Raw genomic sequence first — 18154 nt, 5'->3', positions numbered from 1 at the left:
ATGATTACGAACAACTGGATGTTTGGGTTGTGTGTTGAGGTTGTGATGTGCCTTCAGATCATTTATTTCTTTAACTCGGTGTTCGACAAATCTGCCCAAAAGCAAAAGCGGTGGATTTACTTTATTATTTTCGGGGTGCTTGGTTACGTTTATATTTCCGTTCCGGTTTCCTTTGTAATTTCTTCGATCCTGGCTTTAGTGGTCATCTTTAGTTTGGCGCTAGCCTATACTGTGGAACTGAAAACAAAGATCATTTTTACTGTGCTGTATGGTGTGTTAATGTCTATTGTTAATTTTATTTCGATCTATTTTTTTTATCTGTTAGATTCGGTTGACCTTACCAGTCTTGAGCCAGTAAATGAACAGAATCAGAACTTGTTATTCAAGGCCACCCTGCTCAGCTTCACGATTATGTTTGCCGTCATTCAGATTATCCGGCTGATTGCGAAACGCAGAAGCTTCTCTTTGCATTATCGTTACTATATATTATTTATACTTGTCCCTATCATCAGCATCTACCAGCTGAATGTGCTCACGAATTACAATGAGATGAACATCCATTATTTCCTTTCTGCTATTGGATTTCTTTTTATAAACGTGATGATCATCTACATTTTTGATACGATTATTGATAAATTCCAGTTCAAGCATGAGAATGCCCAGCTGCAGCAGCAGATGGACTACCAGGATGCAAATTATGAAAAGACTGTACACAGCTTTAAATCGATCAAAAGAATAATTCACGACACGAACCAGCAGTTTCTCTATATCGAGGAGTGTATTAAGCGAAATGAGCCAGCGGCAGCATTAGAGCATATCCGAACGACGTTAAATAAAGTCGAAGGCGCTTATCAGCGGGTAAATACAGGCCATTTGGTGATAGACGCCCTCGTTACTAACACGCTTAACATCGGACAAGCGAATGGCATTCGGATAGATACGAAGCTGAACTTGTATTCTCCTGAGATATTGATAGATCGCTATGACTTATGTGTCGTACTCGGAAATATGCTGGATAATGCAATTGAAGCTTCCAAGCATGTGAAAATCGCAGAGGACCGCTACGTCGTGATCAAGATATTTTCCCATGAATCCGCACTGTTCATACACATTCTTAACCATATGGATAATGAAGTCGTTCCTTTGCGCAGCCAAAAGCCTAACCCGGAGAATCATGGCATCGGGCTCACGAATATCGCCAGACTCTGTGATAAATACGGCGGACATATGACTATTGAAACCAAGCAAAAAACCTTTCATAATATGGTCATGCTGCCCTTTTGAACGGACAATCCCTAAACAAGCTGTTGTTTAGGGATTGTTTTTTAGCGTTTCGGGGTGTTTTTGCATATACCAGCCTCCTCTCTTGTATGCTGAATACAGACCATTAAACCCCGGTGAATTCCGGTAAAGGAACCTAAGGAGGAAGTTAGCATGAAGAAAATCATTGCTGTAGTAATGGCAGCTATGCTTGTGGTCATACCCATGAGTTCGGCTTCAGCACAAATCAGCAAGGAAACCGTACAGGAGAAGGCTCAAAACCTGGCAGCAAAAATAGTGTCCGACTATGGGGTAACCGGCTTGCAGTACGCCATTATGGATTCGGGCTCGATTGTATTATCGGACAGCGCGGGTGTCCACAATAAAGCCACTAACGCTCCAATTACGAAGGACACGATGTTCGGTATCGGCTCCGTCAGCAAAATGCATGTAACGGCTGCAGCGATGATGCTGGCTGATGTGGGCAAAATCGATATCGATCAACCGCTTGTCACGTATATCAAGGATTTTACCATGGCCGATGAAAGATATAAGAAAATTACACCACGCATGCTTATGAATCATTCGTCGGGGCTTTACGGAACTCATTATGCAAATAGCATGCTGTTCGATGACAATGATACCCGCAGTCATGATGAGTTATTGCTGAGGCTTCAATCTGAGCGTTTAAAGTCCAACCCGGGCGAATATTCGGTGTATTGTAACGATGGATTTCAGCTGCTGGAAATCCTCGTGGAACGAGTAAGCGGCTTAAGCTATACCGAATTTCTGGATCAAAAGGTTATCCAGCCGCTGAAATTAATCTCCACCAAAACGCCGCTTAGTGTTTTTGACAGAGAAAAACTGGCGAAAACCTATTACCCTACAATGGAACAGGCTTTGCCAGTTGAGAATGCCAACGTCATTGGTGCAGGCGGACTCTACTCCACTGCTGAAGAGCTTACAATTTTCGGGGATTTATTGATCGGTAATCGGACGAATATTTTATCAGAGAAGTCATCCACCGCGATGCAAAATCCTGAATATAGAAATGGCGTGTGGGTACCTGAGGAGACAAACATTTATAACTATGGTTTAGGCTGGGATGCTGTCAGCTTGGCTCCGTTTGATGATTACGGCATCAAGGCCTTATCCAAAGGCGGGGATACCATTGTGTATCATGCTGCCTTAACTTCATTGCCTGAGCATAATATTTCAATCGCTGTCCTGTCATCAGGAGGGAGTTCGATCTACAATAGTATTTTTGCATCTAACGTTCTACTGGAATATTTGCAGGACAAAGGCAAGATCAAAGAGGTTTTGCCGGATCGAACCTTTGAACCATCCGTGAAGGTCAACATGCCGGAAGAGCAGCTCGCTTATTCTGGATTATACGGCGCAGTTGGCACAACGATCGATGTGGAGATTAAGAACGGAGAGATGAAGCTTTCCGCTCTGGTCGGGGGGATTATCCCGCCACAAACCTATGTGTATACAGGCAAAGGACAATTCAAAAACAACGATGGCAATGTGACGATAAGCTTTGACAAACAATCGAATGGAAATACCTATATTAAGCTTGATTCATATGTGGATATTCCTGGAATCGGGCAAACGATTATGGTCACTTATGAATATCAGAAGCTTGATGCCAATCCTCTGCAGCAGGCAACCAAAGCCGCATGGGAAAAAAGAAACGGTAAAAATTACTATGAGTTGGGAGAAAAGATCAATTCGCTATTCTATCTCTCCCCTGCTATCTTAGTCAAAAATATAGCTGTGGATAGTGAAAACGGCTATGCATCAGGTACTAAAATTGTTGATGAGCATACAGCTGTAAATGCCGTTGAAATTCCGGTTATGAACGGAAGGGATGCCTTCAATTTGAGCTTCCATACCGTGAACAACAAGGAGTATTTGACAATAGATGGGCAGTCTTATCTAAGTGAGGATGCTGTTAATCCGATCTACGGCAGAAAAACGTCGATCTGCACGATTGAGGATAACGGTCATGCTGTATGGTTCAAAATCGGTGACAATTCGGCTGCTAAAACGATGAGCGTTGATGCTCCGGCAACCGGAGGATACGTCGTTTACGATGAGAAAGGAATGCTTGTGTTCTCCTCTATCTTTAATAAAGATAAGCCAGTCGCCCTCCCAAAAGGCGGGATGATTGTTTTCGGCGGCGAGGCAGGAGATGTTTTTCAGATTAGTATGAAGAAATAGAGTTTTGGAACAACAAATCCAGAGCCGTGGAAGCTGCAGTTTTAGGAGATCTCTTCAATTTCCATAAGTCCCCTGCTCAGGACTGCTATATGGGAAAACATATTGAAGAGGTGCATCATACGGAGATGGTACAGGCACAGAAAGCTCTGGAACAAGCTTATCTTCTGTTTCGTTACATTAAAATAACAGCCTGATTTCGGTGATGGCGACTCACTGAAAGCAGGCTGTTATTTTATCGAATCCTTAATGGTCCTTCAGGTTCTACATATTCAATAAAGGTGCAGTCAGGGTGTTCAATAAAAATACTAGGCCCCCCCCGGGTCCATACTGATCCCTTATAATGGAGGTACCTTCACTTCTGACAATTCCCCAACTACATGTTCGTATAATCCACAAAAAAGCAAAAATAAATGGTTTTATATGATAATTCCAACAATAAGTTTATCAAGAGACCTCTGGGCCCATACTGGATTAAAAGAATCCTTAAGGAGAGGGAGAACGTTCATGCGTTTTCGTAAAAGAAACAAAGTTAAAAAGCCCCAGGTCCAGCACAGCGAGAGTCAACCTGCACATTCAGAGGAACCGATCAGTGCATGTCTTGGACAAAACCTTCAGCAGATCAGACAAACCGTCGGTAACAGCACCGACATTATCATCAGAGAAGTTCGCATTGGCAAGGACGGGAGCCAAACCATCGCGATCCTCTATACCGACGGTTTAGTGGATAAAAATATAGTATCCGACTTTATCATGAAATCGATGATGCTCGATAGCAGCCTGTCTGAGGACGTGAACCGCAGGATTCAAATTTCCTCCAATGTCTTGCAGATTTTGAAAGATTACACTCTGACCATCGGTGACATCCGGGATATTACCGACTTTGAAACTTTATATAACGCGCTGTTGTCCGGGGATGCAATCATCCTGATTGACGGTGAGACGAAGGGAATAGTGGTCAGCGCAGGAGGATGGAAGGATCGCGGTGTCACCGAACCAGCCTCAGAAAATGTCGTCCGTGGACCACGGGAAGGATTTTCGGAAACACTGGGCACGAATACGGCCTTAATCCGGCGCAAGATTAAAGATCCGAATCTATGGCTGGAAACGAAACAAATCGGTCGTGTGACTAAGACCGATGTCGCTCTCATGTATATCAATGGGATCGCGAACCATAAATTGGTCGAGGAAGTGCATGAGCGGTTGAATCGCATTGATGTAGACGGTATTCTCGAAGGCGGGTATATCGAGGAATTTATCCAGGACAAAACTTTCACCCCTTTCCCAACAGTGTACAACTCCGAACGTCCAGACGTCATCGCCGCCGAACTGTTGGAAGGAAAAATCGCTATCCTGGTGGATGGAACCCCGTTTGTGCTTATCGTACCCGCGTTGTTTGTTTCCTTCCTGCATGCAGCGGAGGATTATTATCAGCGTGCGGACATCAGCAGCTTTATCCGGATTCTTCGTTACACCGGGGTTTTTATCTCCCTGCTCGGTCCGTCCTTATATATTGCCATCACTACGTTCCATCAGGAAATGCTGCCGACCTCACTGCTGATCGGTCTGGCAGCACAGCGGGAGGCTGTTCCCTTCCCCGCCTTTATCGAAGCACTCATGATGGAATTGACTTTTGAAATATTGCGGGAAGCTGGCGTTCGCATGCCGAAGTACATCGGAGCAGCCGTCTCTATCGTAGGCACACTCGTCATCGGGCAAGCAGCCGTCGAGGCGGGCATCATATCTGCAGCAATGGTTATTGTCGTATCTATTACCGCGATTTCCAGCTTTGTTCTCCCTGCCTATAATATGTCCATCGCTTTTCGTATGCTGCGGTTCCCTTTGATGGGACTAGCCGCTTCATTTGGGCTGTACGGGATCATCGTCGGAGGCATTGCCCTCATTCTGCATCTGTGCAGTCTTCGTTCTTTCGGCGTTCCGTATATGAGTCCGCTTGCGCCCCTAATCCCGGCAGACACCAAGGATACGCTCATACGGCTTCCGCACTGGTTGATGGTCTCTCGTCCCCGACTACTTAATCAGAAGAACGTGAATCGCGAATCGCTTCACCCCGAAAATCACGGAAATAAACCAGAGGAGACAGATACGGATTGAAAGGAGTGGACAAGCATGAAACGGAAAACTTCCTTTCTATTTCTAATTCTTACACTTGGCACGCTTCTGACTGGCTGTTGGAACCGCAAAGAGTTAAATGAGCTTGCAATCGCCGTCGGTATGGGAATAGATAAGCAAGGAGATCAATTCCGTGTTTCTGTCCAAGTCGTAGATCCTGGAGAAGTATCTACCAAGAAAGGGGTGGGCGGGCGGGCCCCCGCCACGTTGTATACATCGGAAGCCGATACCCTATTTGAAGCGGTCCGAAAACTAACAACACTAAGTCCTAGAAAAATCTATTTTTCCCACCTTCGCATATGCGTGATCGGCGAGTCGATGGCCACGGAAGGAATAGCAAAAGCCCTGGACTTCCTGTCCAGGGACCATGAATTTCGCTCCGATTTTTACCTTGTAGTAACGAAACGCTCAAGTGCGGAGGATACGCTCAAAATCATGACGCCCTTGGATCCTATTCCTGCCGACAAGCTGTTCTCATCCCTGGAATCGTCGGAAAAAAGCTGGTCCCCCAGTGCTACGGTAACCTTAGATCAATTTATAGCCGATCTCACAAGTGAAGGAAAGCAGCCCATCTTGACTGGACTTCAGATCGTTGGAGATCAAGAATCTGGAGAAACAAAAAAAAATGTCGAAATGATATCCCCCCATACTCGCCTACAGTATTCTGGGCTTGCTGTATTTAAAAAAGATAGATTGATTGGCTGGTTAAATGAAAGTGAAAGCAAGGGTTACAATTTCATCCTCAGCAAAGTGAAAAGCTCTGTTGGCTTTGTAACCTGTCCCAAAGGTGGCAAAGTCGTAATGGAAATCATCCGGACCCATGCCTCCATGAAAGGGTACATTTATAGGGGTGAGCCCCGGATCAATATTCACCTCAAGATTGAAGCCAACGTGGGGGAAGTTGAGTGTAGCGAACTGGATCTGACTAAGACGAACACGATTTATGATCTACAGAAGAAAAGTGAAGAAAAGATAGCAGGAGTTATGGAGTCTGCGATCAAGAAGGCACAAAAATCGTACAAAGCTGACATTTTCGGATTCGGTGAAGCTCTTCACCGCAGTAACCCGAGAGCCTGGAAGTCACTGAAACAAAATTGGGATAATGAGTACTTTGCAGAACTGCCGGTGAACATCAAAGTCGATTTCAAGATTCGACGCTTAGGTACGACTGGAAGCTCATTCCTGAATGAAATGAAGAAGTAGGCTACCAATAGGTATCATATTACCATGCGAAAGAAGGTGATTAACGATGCTAACCGAGATGGCGGTCATACTGGGAATAATCCTGTCCGCTGCTGCGATCATGATTCTCGAAGTCCCTTACATGTTGAGAAAAAGGTTGAAAAAGGAGCTATGGGTGTTTTCCCTTCTGCTACTCCTTGGGGTGGGAATCAGCAGCGCCGAGGCATTGCAATGGGCTATTCCCACCCCTTTGGATTGGATTACATTTGTGTATAAACCATTCACTGATTTTCTAACCCATATCGGTCTAATAACATAAAAACGAGGTGAAAGATGTGTTAAAGCAAGTCAAAATCTCCGGACGTCAATTTATGGTCTTAACGACTTTATTTACGATCGGAAGCGCAATCCTGGTCATTCCCTCAGGTATGGCCTTCCTAGCCAAACAGGATGCGTGGATCGCCGCGTTCGTTGGCGTGGGCTCCGGTTTTTTCCTCGTATGGATTTACAACACAATAGCGACCCTTTATCCACGGATGACATTGGTTGAGATCATTGAAGCCCTTCTCGGAAAATGGTTGGGCAAAACCATTTCTCTTCTATTTATCGTTACTCTTTTCTTGAGTGGTCCTGCCTCAGCGTTGTATGATGTAGGAAATTTTCTAACTACCCAAATCATGCCGGAAACGCCGGCTCAATCCGTAAATATTCTTTTTGCGGTCATTATAGTCATGGGGGCACGGCTTGGAATTGAAACATTTGCCCGTTCTGCTGAACTATTGTTCCCCTTATTTATCCTTCTTTATATTTCTTTAGTTATTTTAATTGCACCCGAGATCAAACTGGAAAATGTCGAGCCCGTGTTGGAGGCAGGATTAGGACCGATCTGGCCTGCTGCACTATCCTTTATCAGTGTTTTGTTTCTACCCCATATCGTTTTGTTAATGATTTTTCCGGCTGTGAATCGTATCGATAACGCCCGTAAAGCTTTTTTCAGCGGAAGCATGTTTGGCGGGCTGATGATGATCCTGATTGTTGCATTGTCGATTTTGGTTTTAGGACCTGATTTAACGGCAAAAAGTTTATTTCCAAGCTATTCGTTAGCCCAGAAAATCAATATCGGCAATTTTCTGCAGCGCATTGAAGCCATCATGGCCATCATGTGGTTTATTTCGCTCTATTTTAGGGCCACTATATACATATACGTAATTGTGTTGGCCATAGCACAGGTTTTTAATTTAGAAGATTATCGGCCTCTAGTTTCACCACTCGGAATGATCTTGGTTGTCATGTCGGTAGTCATATATCCGAATGTCCCTTACCAACAAACGTGGGATGGGACAGTATGGTTATCTTATACGTTATCTATAGGGCTTCTTTTGCCTTTACTGCTGCTCTGTATTCATGTGATACGAAAACTATGGTCAAAGAAAAGAACAGAATCCAAAGGGTAAGTCACACTGGGCACCGCCTGGCCAGTCAGATGGCCGACTAAAACGGCTGCGGATCGTGGTCATAGGATCATATTCTTGTCCTCTTTTACATACTCGTCTCCAAGGCCATTTCCAGCAGAACAACCATCCCGATTCTTACCGGTACTCCCTGAAGGTTAACCACCATGGAATGAAGAAGAACCGGCCACTTTTTGATGGCCGGTTCTTTTTCATTTCAACCTTATAGAGGTCTCGATATTATGTCTTTTGTGCGGTATGTGCGTGATCCGGTGCTTTTTGGTTCATGATCGGCAACATGACCAGTGCGCCAAGAAGAAATAATAATCCTGCTCCGCTATAGATCGTACCCAGCGAGAAGGCATCTTTTAACACACCAGCGAAAGACATGGAAACGACCATCATCCCAACGAACATCGGATTCAGAACCCCATTCACCCGGCCGACAATGGAAGCATGTGACCATTTCAGAATCATTGTGCTAATCCCAATATGAATGCAAGGGAAAACTAGCCCATTCAGAAATTGAACAGTCAGCGTGACCGGAACGCTCGTCGAATACCCGACAATCACTGTACAGACCGCGCCTGCCAGCATCCCTATCGCTAGAAGAAGCTGCGGCGGAACCCGCTTTGCGAATACGGCTACGATCCCGCCACCGATCAGCATGGCTGCACCATTCACCATCAGCAGATATTGCAGGAATTCCTCACTTTTGCCTAGCCGCTCCGTTACAATAAACAGGTTGAGAGCTTGGGCTATGCCAACTGAGAGTCCCGCAAGAATAAACGCAAGTCCAAGCATACGTAGCACTTGGCTTTGCCAGACATAACGAAAGCCTTCTATGAAGTCTTTTCGGAACTGCCCTTTTACAGCAGCTGTCTGAGGTTCCATATTATCCTCAGGCAGCCGAATAAGGACGAGTGCAGAAAGCAGAAATACCACGCCCATTACAGCGATCGAGGTTTCAAGACCAAACTTGCTGTAAACGAAGGTGCCAAGCATAGGGCCAAGCACCATGAAGATAGCCATCAGCGATTGGAATAAAGCCATTCCTTGCTGCAGCTGTTCTTCCCGCACATGATACTTAAACAATCGCATGCTTGAAGGCTGCGAGAACTGCGAAAGAATAGCTGAGATGAAGGCGACAAGGTAGACGGAGTGCCAGGAGCCGTAATGGATGGTCAGAAGTACTACGAATACCGATACCGCGGATAATAAATCGCACCAGATCATCGTTCGCTTCGGCCTCCAACGGTCGGCAAAAGTACCTCCGATGAAAGAAAAAACAAAAATAGGCGCGAATTCAGCTACGCTGATTAGCGAAATGGCATAGGGGTCATTGTTTGTTCTATCTGCAACGTATAGGAGAATAGCGAAATTACGTACCCAGATGCCGATCTGCAGGAGCACACTTGATAATAGAATCGTCTGCAGGAACCGATTGCGAAACAGGCTTGGTGCATTGGAGCTATTTTCGTGCCTATTCAATCTTTTCAACCCCCAATTTGTCTAAAGTACTTATCTTAATGAATCGAATGACTCTCCTTTCAATTCCTAATTATACTGACCTCATCATCGTGCACATCCTTCTAAAGTCTGAAATTACAGAATACATATCCGAAAACTAACACAGGAAAGATTTAAGAAATCAAATATTAGCAGGTTTGAGCTTTCTCGCTTCTTGCAGATGAAAAGACAAGTATAATCCTAATCCGGCAAAAGCCGTCAATGTCCAGAATGCAATGTGGACGCCTTGTAGCATATCCAGCGGAAAGGATAAGGAACTGGCACTCGCAGTTGAAGTCATTATCGTTACAAGCAAGGCACCTCCTATTGAACTGCTGAGCGAGCGCAGCGTAATCGTCATTGGAGAAGCATGAGCAACCATAGTGTTTGGGATACTTGCCATGGCATAGGCCGTAATTGGAGACATTACTGCCCCTACCCCAAACATAAGCAGGGCATACATTATAACCAGTAGATTAAAGGACGTCTCTGTTGATAACGTGAGGGCAAGAGCCAATGCCATGATCAGAATGAGCAGAAATCCTCCCTGAGTTACGCGGCTAACCCCAAACCGGTCATATAGCCTGCCTGAGATCAGACCGGAGACACCAATCAGCAATGCACCCGGCAACAGCATAAGCCCGGACTCCCGAGGTGTTAAGCCTCTTATCGTCTGTGCATACAGAGGAAGAAGCATCTCAACCCCCACCATCACCGCAAACAAGATCACCCCCACAATGGAAGATCGGGTAAAGGAGCGGTACCGAAGCAGCTTGAAATCGAGCAAAGGTGCTGTGAGCTTGAGCTGTCTTTTAATAAACACCGCCACGATCAGGAATCCGGCCAGAAGGATGACCCCAGCGACAGCGGGACTTCCCTTTTCTTCCCCGACAATGCTAAATCCATACAAAATACCAGCGAATCCGAGTGAAGAATAGATAATGGACCTGGTGTCGAGTTTGGTCTGATGAGTCTCTCCTACATTCCGCAGCGTGAAATGCGCTAAGAATAAATTGGCGGCTGCAAGCGGCGCCACAGCGTAAAACAACAGTCTCCATGAATGGTTCTGAACCACGAACCCAGACAGAGTGGGCCCAAGCGCCGGAGCCAGCCCCAGGACCAAACCGACTACTCCCATCGCTGCACCGATTTTCTCCTTCGGAAAGACTCTGAGTATTGTCGTCTGAAACAGCGGAAACAGCAGGCCCGCACCGATGCCTTGAACCAAACGCCCCGTCAGGACTAGCGGGAAACTCCAGGCGATCCCGGCAATCAATGTTCCTGCTGTGAACGCTCCTACAGAGGCCATGAACAAGGCTCTCGTGGTAAACTTTCCGATCAAAAATCCGGCAACAGGAACAGTTATACCTATCATCAGGTAATACACTGTAATCAGCCACTGCGCTTGATTCTCATGAATTGCAAGATCCTGCATGACACGCGGCAACGCCGTATTTAACATCGTTTGCATCAATTGGGCTAGAAAATTGGCAACCACCAGGGAGGCAACAATAATGCTGGGTTTATTAGTCAAGCTATCTTCACCGCTTTCAGAAGTACTAATCGGATGCAGCGAGCTGCTGCAAGACGTGTATGGATACAGTTATCCCTTTCGATTGAATGAGTTATGAATCATCCTTTCAAGATTAATAAAATACATTATAGATACAATATATCTATAATTAAGATAAATAATAGACTTCGAATATCCACAATATATCTAATAGATTATTTTGTCAATCTGATTTTCGCTTATTGGGGTAATACCAGCGTCGCTGTCACCAAGTGCAAGCGTATGGGTTAGATTGGGAATTTGTTGATAACCTCGTTGTACTCGTTTTGTGCTTCGGTAATGGCGAGCTTTGAATACACCTCTAATGACTTGCGGCTTTCATGGCCGGAGTACGGTTGTATGAGTGCGTCGTCAATGCCCTTCTTTTTCAGCCAGGTTAGTAGGAAGTGGCGTAGTTTATGTGGCCTAAGGTTTTGTATAAGACCTGCTTCTTCCGAATATTTCGCTTCACAATAACCCCTCCCAGATAAAGTTCCTATTATGTTGAGTATCAGAATTTTTGTATCGATTCTAGTTTACTTTTGCTGGATAGAATGGGCAATTAAAAGCTAAAATGCACTTAAGTTCCGATTACAAAAACAAAGTCGGTACTTGCCTTTTGGAGGAGATACCTTGTATAAGAAGGTAAATGAATTAGTTGCACAAACAAACGCGTAATCCTTCTTTGGGATGAGGCTCTGACATGGATGTTTGGGCGTATTGTTGTTTGTGATTTAGATAACATAAAGTTAACCTTATTCATAAATAATGTTAATTTTATGTCATTCATCGCTTCAATTGCTCTGATATAATTTCTGCTAGGTAGATGAAAAGGGAATATAGTGTTGAAAAATGAGCTCGGTATAGTAATCAAGTAACAACTAAACATGCGAAAACATAACTTTATAGTAGGAGTGTGAGATATGAAAAAAACAATATTGGCTTGTATGATGATAATGTTGATGCTAGCATCGGCTTGTGGAAATGTTGAAATGACATCAAATCCAAATACTTCTAGTGAGCCTAAACCTGAAACGGAGGAGTCTATTATTCCAACAAACACATCCGAATATTGTACTGTAGAACGTATAAGTTTGGATAGTGAAACTGAAAAATATTTCTATGGAACTTGGAAAGTTGAGAAGCATTTAGGATTTGCAAATTCATATAATGATGCTTCTGAATATCCAACAGGGCAAAAATTTATTGGAGATAAAATTATAATCGAAAAAGACTTTTTTTCATCAAAAGGAATTAAAAAGTATAAGAAATATCAATATGAACTAAAAAATCCATTATATCAGATTACAGCGACATGCTATAACTCTGACTCTTTTTATAGATTATATAAAATAGATATCCCAGACTTAAATATAAATGATGAAGTAAAAGCAATAGATATAAGTGACCCTTCTACAAAAATGAGCATACCTGTAAGTGTAAGCTTTTTTGTTGTTAATAACGATAGGCTTATCTTGTTATCAGAGGCAACTATTTTTGAGCTTAAAAAAATTACTGATTAAATGAATGCGATTCTGAAAATGCCTGTGAATATACTTTGAACAAGCATCAATTTGTTCACAATCATGAATTGAGCCTATCCGAGGAATTGCTAATCCTCTCCTCTAAATGATCCAGATAATTATAAAAGCAAACGGACCAACAGTTGGCCTCCGTTTGCTTTTTATTTGCATAATTGACTATGGACTGATCTAATCAACAGGCCAGCTTATCGATCAATGTTCAATTTAGACTTATTTTGTCTCTGCTTCTCTTGGATAGAATGGTTCGGAAGCAGCAGCGAGATGGCAATTGCAGCAATGGCAATAAGCAGACTTGCCATAAATACCTGTTGAATAGAAGTTGAAAGGATATCGTTTATCCGCAGCAATAGCTTATTAAAATCATCCATTGCTGACGGTGGCACTTGTTCTTTGAATGCATTTATCGTGTTTACATTGGTCAAAGCCTGAGGGTTGCTAATCATTGTACTAAAATCAAAGGGAGGATTAGAGGAAGAAAACTGGGTTAGATCTACTTTCTTAATTCCGTTTGTAATTGATGACAACATAATTGCCCCGAAAACAGCTGATGCAATAGTCCCTCCAATATTTCTAAAAAACTGAACCGCAGCAGTAACAACTCCCATTTGGTTCTGCTGGAATGCATTCTGGACAGCCAGAGTAAAAACCGGCATATTCAACCCGATTCCCAGACCAGAAATAATCATAGCAATATTAATCTGCAAAATGGTCGAACTCGCATCAAACCTTGTCAAGAAAAAAAATCCAATGGCCGTAATAATAAATCCGTTGACCGCGAAAATCTTCAGCTTCCCCGTCTTGGAAATAACTCTTCCGCTAAGCATACTTGCGATTGCAAAGCTAAGCATGAGTGGCGCCATCGCCATACCGGAGTTCGTTGCATTCTTACCAAGCACGACTTGTACAAACAAGGGAATGAAAAGCACCGCTCCAAACATGCTGGCATTAGACAAGAATACAGATGTCGATGCTACGCGGAAGGTTCTATCTTTAAACAGGGCTAAGGGCAGGATTGGCTCCTTCGCTTTTCTTTCAATTAAACCAAATACTATTAGCATGATTGCTGAGAAGGCAAACATGTAAATGATCACTGGTGATGACCATTGATACTTTTTACCAGCCCATGTAAATGCCAGCAGCATAGGAATTAGCCCTGCAATTAAGACGGCAGTTCCTGCATAGTCTACACTTCGTCGAGCGGTACTCTCGTTTTTTATTGTTGGCACTGTAATTAGAATAAGTGTTATAAATAGGAAGCCTATCGGAAGATTGATGTAGAATATCCATCTCCAACCGAAGTGGTCGGTGATGGTTCCCCCAAGGAGCGGCCCAATGATACTGGCCAAACCGAATGCGGAGTATGCGATGCCTGAGTTCTTGGCTCTTTCAGCAGGAGGAAAAATATCACCAATCATGGCGAACGTATTCGCCATTAATATTCCGCAACCAAGCCCTTGAATTGCTCTGAAAATAATCAACTGAATCATAGATTGCGACAACCCACATAATACAGAGCCTACCAAGAAGGTGATCGCACCGATCATAAAAAACAACTTTCGGCCAAATGTATCTGCAAGCTTTCCCGATATAGGAGTAATTATGGTGGAAAAAAGCATGTAGATCGTTAGCGGCCAAGCAAATAAATCCAACCCATTCAGGTCGTTCGTAATATTTTTCATAGCAGTAGAAACAATTGTACTATCCAAGGCAGCGAGCAGAACACTCAGTGTCAGACCAAGCATAATTACATTTTTTTGCTTATTCGTTAAAGTCTCAATGGTATTCACAATGTTTTCTCCCCTGTTTTAGTCATTAGCTTCTGCATAACCGTCATGGAATGGATGAATTGCTCCATTTCGTCTTCGCTGAGATTTACAAATCGTTTGCTAATCCCAATCTTTAAATTTCTCCGATTGTTTAAGGCTAATTCCTTGCCTTTACTCGTTAATTCAAGATTGATGATTCTGCGATCCTCGTAATCGGGAATTCTTTCTATGAGCTTTGCCTCAATTAGTTTGTCCACAAGCGCCGTCATCCTCGATTTGGATATCAACAGAATTTTCCCAACAGCTGAAATGGGGACCTTTCCAAATTCCTCTAGTACATGTAGTGTTACATAGTCCTGATACGTGTAACTGGAATCTGATGCTTCGTCTCTTAGTTGAAAAAAATATCTAACAATTTCAGGAAAAACCTTTAATATGCCTTCTGCAACCGCGTCTAGTTTGCTCTCTTTCAAACCATTCCGCCTCCTTTAGTTCACTTTTTAAATGGTTCATTATTTATACAGTTCATTTGATGAACTAATAATATGCTTCTTCACTTCAAAAGTCAAATAAAGGATTTTGATGTGTCAACGCTTTGTCTCCCGTATTGCCATGGGTAATTATGATGCCTTTATCATCAGCCATAGCCAGTTTGAGAAAATCCCCATTTCCCGGGAACGCCAGAAACAGCTGCCCCAGGTCATCTTTTGCGATAGCGGAACACCCAAGCAGGGGATCTTTAACGTCTACGACGAACTGAAACGTCAATATGAATGGATTCTCAGGATTTCCCTGCCAGGTTGTTGCTGAAATATAATTCATCACGTCAAAAAATGACAAAATCCCGGCTTGCTCCTAAAAGAAGCCGGGATCTTGTCATTCCTATGGGAAAAGCGCAGCATCTTTCCTTACAGTTCTGGAAATAACCGCAGGGCATTATCCAGATAAATAGCATGCCGCTGTCCATCTGTCAGCAGGTCTGTGGTATCCAGGGCGGAAGCCAAGGCCATACAGCCTGATTCCGGCGTATACGGATAGTCGCTTCCATAGAGCAGTTGGCCAGCATCGACAATTTGTAATAGAGCAGCATATACATCTATTTCCCCTGCATGGTCACCAAATATATCAGGCATCATCTGCAGCGCTGGAGCAAGTCTGTCCGCAAGAATGGGTAAGAAGGCGCCAGCGTGGGGAACGTTCTTTTTACTAATTGTAGCCGCACCAAAACCTGAACCTTGCGCGTCTGCCAATTCCGCTACTTGTCCTCACCCATTTTAATGTAGAATATAGTTAAATCTTCAAATTAATCGTTTGCGGAGGTAGGAATGATGAAATTACGGATCAAGTATATAAGTTTGAGTGCCATACTATTTACTGCTGTCTTCATCTTTGGAAAGTCGGATAAGCTCAATGAACAATTTGTAGAATCACCAATAGTAGACAACGTTAGCTCGGAATTAGTTTCTGATTCTCACCTTCCAACTTCAGATCGGAATCTGATTGAAGTTCCGGTGGTTGACGAAGACAAAGGTCTCGTTCAGCTCATTCCGATTTATAAGAATGAAGATGCTCCCCAAATTAAACTTTTGCCATCCAGATAAGCTAACGCTCAATTAGAAAACACTTCGCAGGATGATCGCCAAGGCTAACTGCGGCCGGTGGCTTGTGCCAGCTCAAAAAGCCATTTTCCCCGATCCCCTTCGGCTTTGGCGGCTATCTTCTTCAGTTTGTCCGCTCCGCCCCAGATCAAATAAACGATATGCTCCACCTCATAGTTCTGCAGACCGCGTACTTGATCGAGCAGCAGCCGGAGATGAGCCTCATCTTCCATATCGTTTTGAATCTTCAGCTTCATCGAATCCGTGCTATGCAGCATGCATTTCACCAGCGTAGGAATTGTCTCCAAGTGAATGCCATGCCGCTCGGCCAACGCGACTGTGAAGTGATTCTGGACGGACTGGTGTTCTTCGTCAACCATCCCAATGTATTGTTCTACTAATGGAAAATAATCCTGATCTGTAAGCCCAAGGCCGAAGACCGCATAACTGCCCGGCATGCAATTTTTTTCGCCTTCTGTATCCGCATACCATTCGAATGGTTCCATCGCCACCCGGGCGTACTCCTCCAGCAAGGGGTGCAAATTCGGATATTCCAGGGCGTTGGCAAAGAATCGGTGCGTGCTCGACTTGGCCAATCCTTTCATCGGTAGCCATTGCTTGACGCTTGATTTCAGCTTGATTTGATAGCTTTTCGGGAAGCCCAGGCTTAGCAAGTGAGTCAGAAACCGGAGTGCCTGCGCGTAGCTCTCCTCCGTTTCTTGCTTAATGGCTATGGTCACCTCGGCAAACACATCGTTGGCCGTACATTCCGCCAGTTCATCGCGAAAGCTGACGTCCTCCTTGGCGAACGTTCCACTGCCTTCCTTTGTCAGACGTTTTGCCTGGGCGCTTCCCAATTCGATAGCGCAATTCAAAATGGCCAGCCCCACACTTCTACTATAGGAAGGTTCGTATTTAAGAATCAGGATTGCAGCATAGAGGGCCAGCTCGATCGGACCTTGCTCCGTATTTTCCAGCCGGGCATCGCTTCTTTTCTTAAATTCTTTCTGCCACTGTGTCCCTATATTATCGAAATAACAGGGCAACCAATGACTCTCTACCCAATTCCTCAAAGCCCCGGTAACATTATTCCGATGCTCAGCAAGATGCTTGTTCCCTTTATTCACTTGTTGAATGTTCTCGAAAACAGAAATGATTACACCGGGATCTGTGTCAGGGAAGAGTCTCTCGTCCAACAGGTGCCTGGAGAGGAAAAACGTCTCCAAAGGTTTGGTTGGATATTTTCCCGCTTCGAGCTTATCCGCAATATAGATGGAGATTCGTTCCAGCAATTGTTGCTTCTTCGTCTCGTCAACGAATTCGAGAATACGAACGTTGACTCCGCCCTCCCGCGTCCGAAACTTACCGTCAAAAGTAAATTGATAATCGATTAGCGCCGGAGGCAGCGCATTCAATTTATGCTGCATATAAGAAGCAAGCTCAGGGACAATCTGCTCTCGCACTTCTTCCTCGCTCAGCAACTCGCCGGGGATGGCCTTACCTCCAGGCAAAGTGAGATTGAGTTCATCATCTGTCACGTCAACTCTGCCCTTGGCATATTCGAGCAAAGCATGACCGTGAATTCCCACCTGCAGCTTGGTACGTTTTACGATTTTTTCTGCGTCCTTATCGCTAATATAGGCTATCCAATTGTCAATCTCCTGTTTCATTTCGTCCAGAATCGTTTCTAACGTGGATTCCATTTCCATAACGTGCTCCTTTATTTAGTGCTGTTATAAGTTACTTTCTATCATAGCCTGTCCTCCTAAGCAGAACAATTAGGCGCGAGACCCAGTTATATGCTGGGTTCCTATAAATTGATCGGCAACAGGTTTTGAAGCCAGCGTGGTTGGACGTCCCGTTTACGAAGAAAAGACGTCCCTTAACTGCTTAGGACGTCCAAAATGAAATAAATAGTCTACTTAAATTGATCTTT

The 18154-nt window shown here is 44.0% G+C and carries 15 protein-coding genes; 7 read left to right on the top strand and 8 right to left on the bottom strand.

Translation table 11 applies throughout. The annotated features are described in order from the left end of the window. From ACAN56_RS00470 to ACAN56_RS00450, 5 genes are all read left to right on the top strand, one after another. Positions 1 to 1284: a GHKL domain-containing protein gene (locus tag ACAN56_RS00470; RefSeq protein ID WP_379139680.1), complete on the top strand. Its 1284-nt coding sequence runs from the start codon at positions 1 to 3 to the stop codon at positions 1282 to 1284. Between the two features lie 150 nt (positions 1285 to 1434). After that, the gene (locus ACAN56_RS00465; protein WP_379139678.1) at positions 1435 to 3486 is read left to right on the top strand and encodes a serine hydrolase domain-containing protein; all 2052 of its coding nucleotides are present in this window, start codon (positions 1435 to 1437) and stop codon (positions 3484 to 3486) included. A 504-nt stretch (positions 3487 to 3990) separates the two neighbouring features. Then, a complete protein-coding gene (locus ACAN56_RS00460) occupies positions 3991 to 5598 on the top strand; it encodes a spore germination protein (protein ID WP_052092092.1) in 1608 nt (535 codons plus the stop codon). A gap of 15 nt (positions 5599 to 5613) precedes the next feature. Continuing rightward, the gene (locus tag ACAN56_RS00455; protein ID WP_379139675.1) at positions 5614 to 6819 is read left to right on the top strand and encodes a Ger(x)C family spore germination protein; all 1206 of its coding nucleotides are present in this window, start codon (positions 5614 to 5616) and stop codon (positions 6817 to 6819) included. A 314-nt stretch (positions 6820 to 7133) separates the two neighbouring features. Then, on the top strand, positions 7134 to 8252 hold the full coding sequence (locus tag ACAN56_RS00450; protein WP_379139673.1) for a GerAB/ArcD/ProY family transporter: 1119 nt from the start codon (positions 7134 to 7136) through the stop codon (positions 8250 to 8252). Between the two features lie 237 nt (positions 8253 to 8489). Here ACAN56_RS00450 and ACAN56_RS00445 read toward each other — a convergent pair whose 3' ends face one another. The 3 genes from ACAN56_RS00445 to ACAN56_RS00435 all read right to left on the bottom strand — a co-directional run bounded on the left by ACAN56_RS00445 (position 8490) and on the right by ACAN56_RS00435 (position 11810). Beyond that, on the bottom strand, positions 8490 to 9740 hold the full coding sequence (locus tag ACAN56_RS00445) for an MFS transporter (protein ID WP_038592147.1): 1251 nt from the start codon (positions 9738 to 9740) through the stop codon (positions 8490 to 8492). A 160-nt stretch (positions 9741 to 9900) separates the two neighbouring features. Further along, complete coding sequence (locus ACAN56_RS00440) at positions 9901 to 11292, bottom strand: DHA2 family efflux MFS transporter permease subunit (protein WP_038592144.1); 1392 nt, start codon at positions 11290 to 11292, stop codon at positions 9901 to 9903. 266 nt (positions 11293 to 11558) lie between these two features. After that, positions 11559 to 11810 (bottom strand): tyrosine-type recombinase/integrase, encoded by a 252-nt coding sequence (locus ACAN56_RS00435; protein WP_269322568.1) that lies wholly within the window; start codon positions 11808 to 11810, stop codon positions 11559 to 11561. A 423-nt stretch (positions 11811 to 12233) separates the two neighbouring features. Between ACAN56_RS00435 and ACAN56_RS00430 the strand changes: the two genes are divergently transcribed. Continuing rightward, positions 12234 to 12833 (top strand): hypothetical protein, encoded by a 600-nt coding sequence (locus ACAN56_RS00430; protein ID WP_379139670.1) that lies wholly within the window; start codon positions 12234 to 12236, stop codon positions 12831 to 12833. Between the two features lie 206 nt (positions 12834 to 13039). Here ACAN56_RS00430 and ACAN56_RS00425 read toward each other — a convergent pair whose 3' ends face one another. The 4 genes from ACAN56_RS00425 to ACAN56_RS00410 all read right to left on the bottom strand — a co-directional run bounded on the left by ACAN56_RS00425 (position 13040) and on the right by ACAN56_RS00410 (position 15870). Beyond that, positions 13040 to 14641 (bottom strand): MDR family MFS transporter, encoded by a 1602-nt coding sequence (locus ACAN56_RS00425; protein ID WP_379139668.1) that lies wholly within the window; start codon positions 14639 to 14641, stop codon positions 13040 to 13042. Continuing rightward, positions 14638 to 15093: a MarR family winged helix-turn-helix transcriptional regulator gene (locus ACAN56_RS00420; RefSeq protein ID WP_038592138.1), complete on the bottom strand. Its 456-nt coding sequence runs from the start codon at positions 15091 to 15093 to the stop codon at positions 14638 to 14640. Before ACAN56_RS00420 ends, ACAN56_RS00425 begins: the two co-directional genes overlap by 4 nt. Positions 15094 to 15178: 85 nt before the next feature. Beyond that, positions 15179 to 15460: a hypothetical protein gene (locus ACAN56_RS00415; protein WP_379139665.1), complete on the bottom strand. Its 282-nt coding sequence runs from the start codon at positions 15458 to 15460 to the stop codon at positions 15179 to 15181. Between the two features lie 68 nt (positions 15461 to 15528). Next, positions 15529 to 15870, bottom strand: a complete 342-nt coding sequence (locus ACAN56_RS00410) for an amidohydrolase family protein (RefSeq protein WP_379139662.1) — start codon at positions 15868 to 15870, stop codon at positions 15529 to 15531. 75 nt (positions 15871 to 15945) lie between these two features. Here ACAN56_RS00410 and ACAN56_RS00405 point away from each other — a divergent pair, with 75 nt between their 5' ends. Then, a complete protein-coding gene (locus ACAN56_RS00405) occupies positions 15946 to 16221 on the top strand; it encodes a hypothetical protein (protein WP_379139660.1) in 276 nt (91 codons plus the stop codon). Between the two features lie 44 nt (positions 16222 to 16265). Here ACAN56_RS00405 and ACAN56_RS00400 read toward each other — a convergent pair whose 3' ends face one another. Next, positions 16266 to 17921, bottom strand: coding sequence for a DUF6138 family protein (locus ACAN56_RS00400; RefSeq protein WP_379139658.1), 1656 nt, complete (start codon positions 17919 to 17921; stop codon positions 16266 to 16268). Positions 17922 to 18154: the final 233 nt, after the last annotated feature.

It is taken from the genome of Paenibacillus paludis, assembly GCF_042610515.1.
In the GTDB taxonomy this organism is placed as follows: domain Bacteria; phylum Bacillota; class Bacilli; order Paenibacillales; family Paenibacillaceae; genus Paenibacillus_AQ.
This window is presented reverse-complemented; position numbering and strand designations above follow the sequence as displayed.

Coding starts and splice junctions, on each gene's coding strand:
- ACAN56_RS00400 (WP_379139658.1), bottom strand. CDS start 17,921: ATGGAATCCACGTTAGAAACGATTCTGGACGAAATGAAACAGGAGATT.
- ACAN56_RS00470 (WP_379139680.1), top strand. CDS start 1: ATGATTACGAACAACTGGATGTTTGGGTTGTGTGTTGAGGTTGTGATG.
- ACAN56_RS00460 (WP_052092092.1), top strand. CDS start 3,991: ATGCGTTTTCGTAAAAGAAACAAAGTTAAAAAGCCCCAGGTCCAGCAC.
- ACAN56_RS00405 (WP_379139660.1), top strand. CDS start 15,946: ATGATGAAATTACGGATCAAGTATATAAGTTTGAGTGCCATACTATTT.
- ACAN56_RS00430 (WP_379139670.1), top strand. CDS start 12,234: ATGAAAAAAACAATATTGGCTTGTATGATGATAATGTTGATGCTAGCA.
- ACAN56_RS00455 (WP_379139675.1), top strand. CDS start 5,614: ATGAAACGGAAAACTTCCTTTCTATTTCTAATTCTTACACTTGGCACG.
- ACAN56_RS00465 (WP_379139678.1), top strand. CDS start 1,435: ATGAAGAAAATCATTGCTGTAGTAATGGCAGCTATGCTTGTGGTCATA.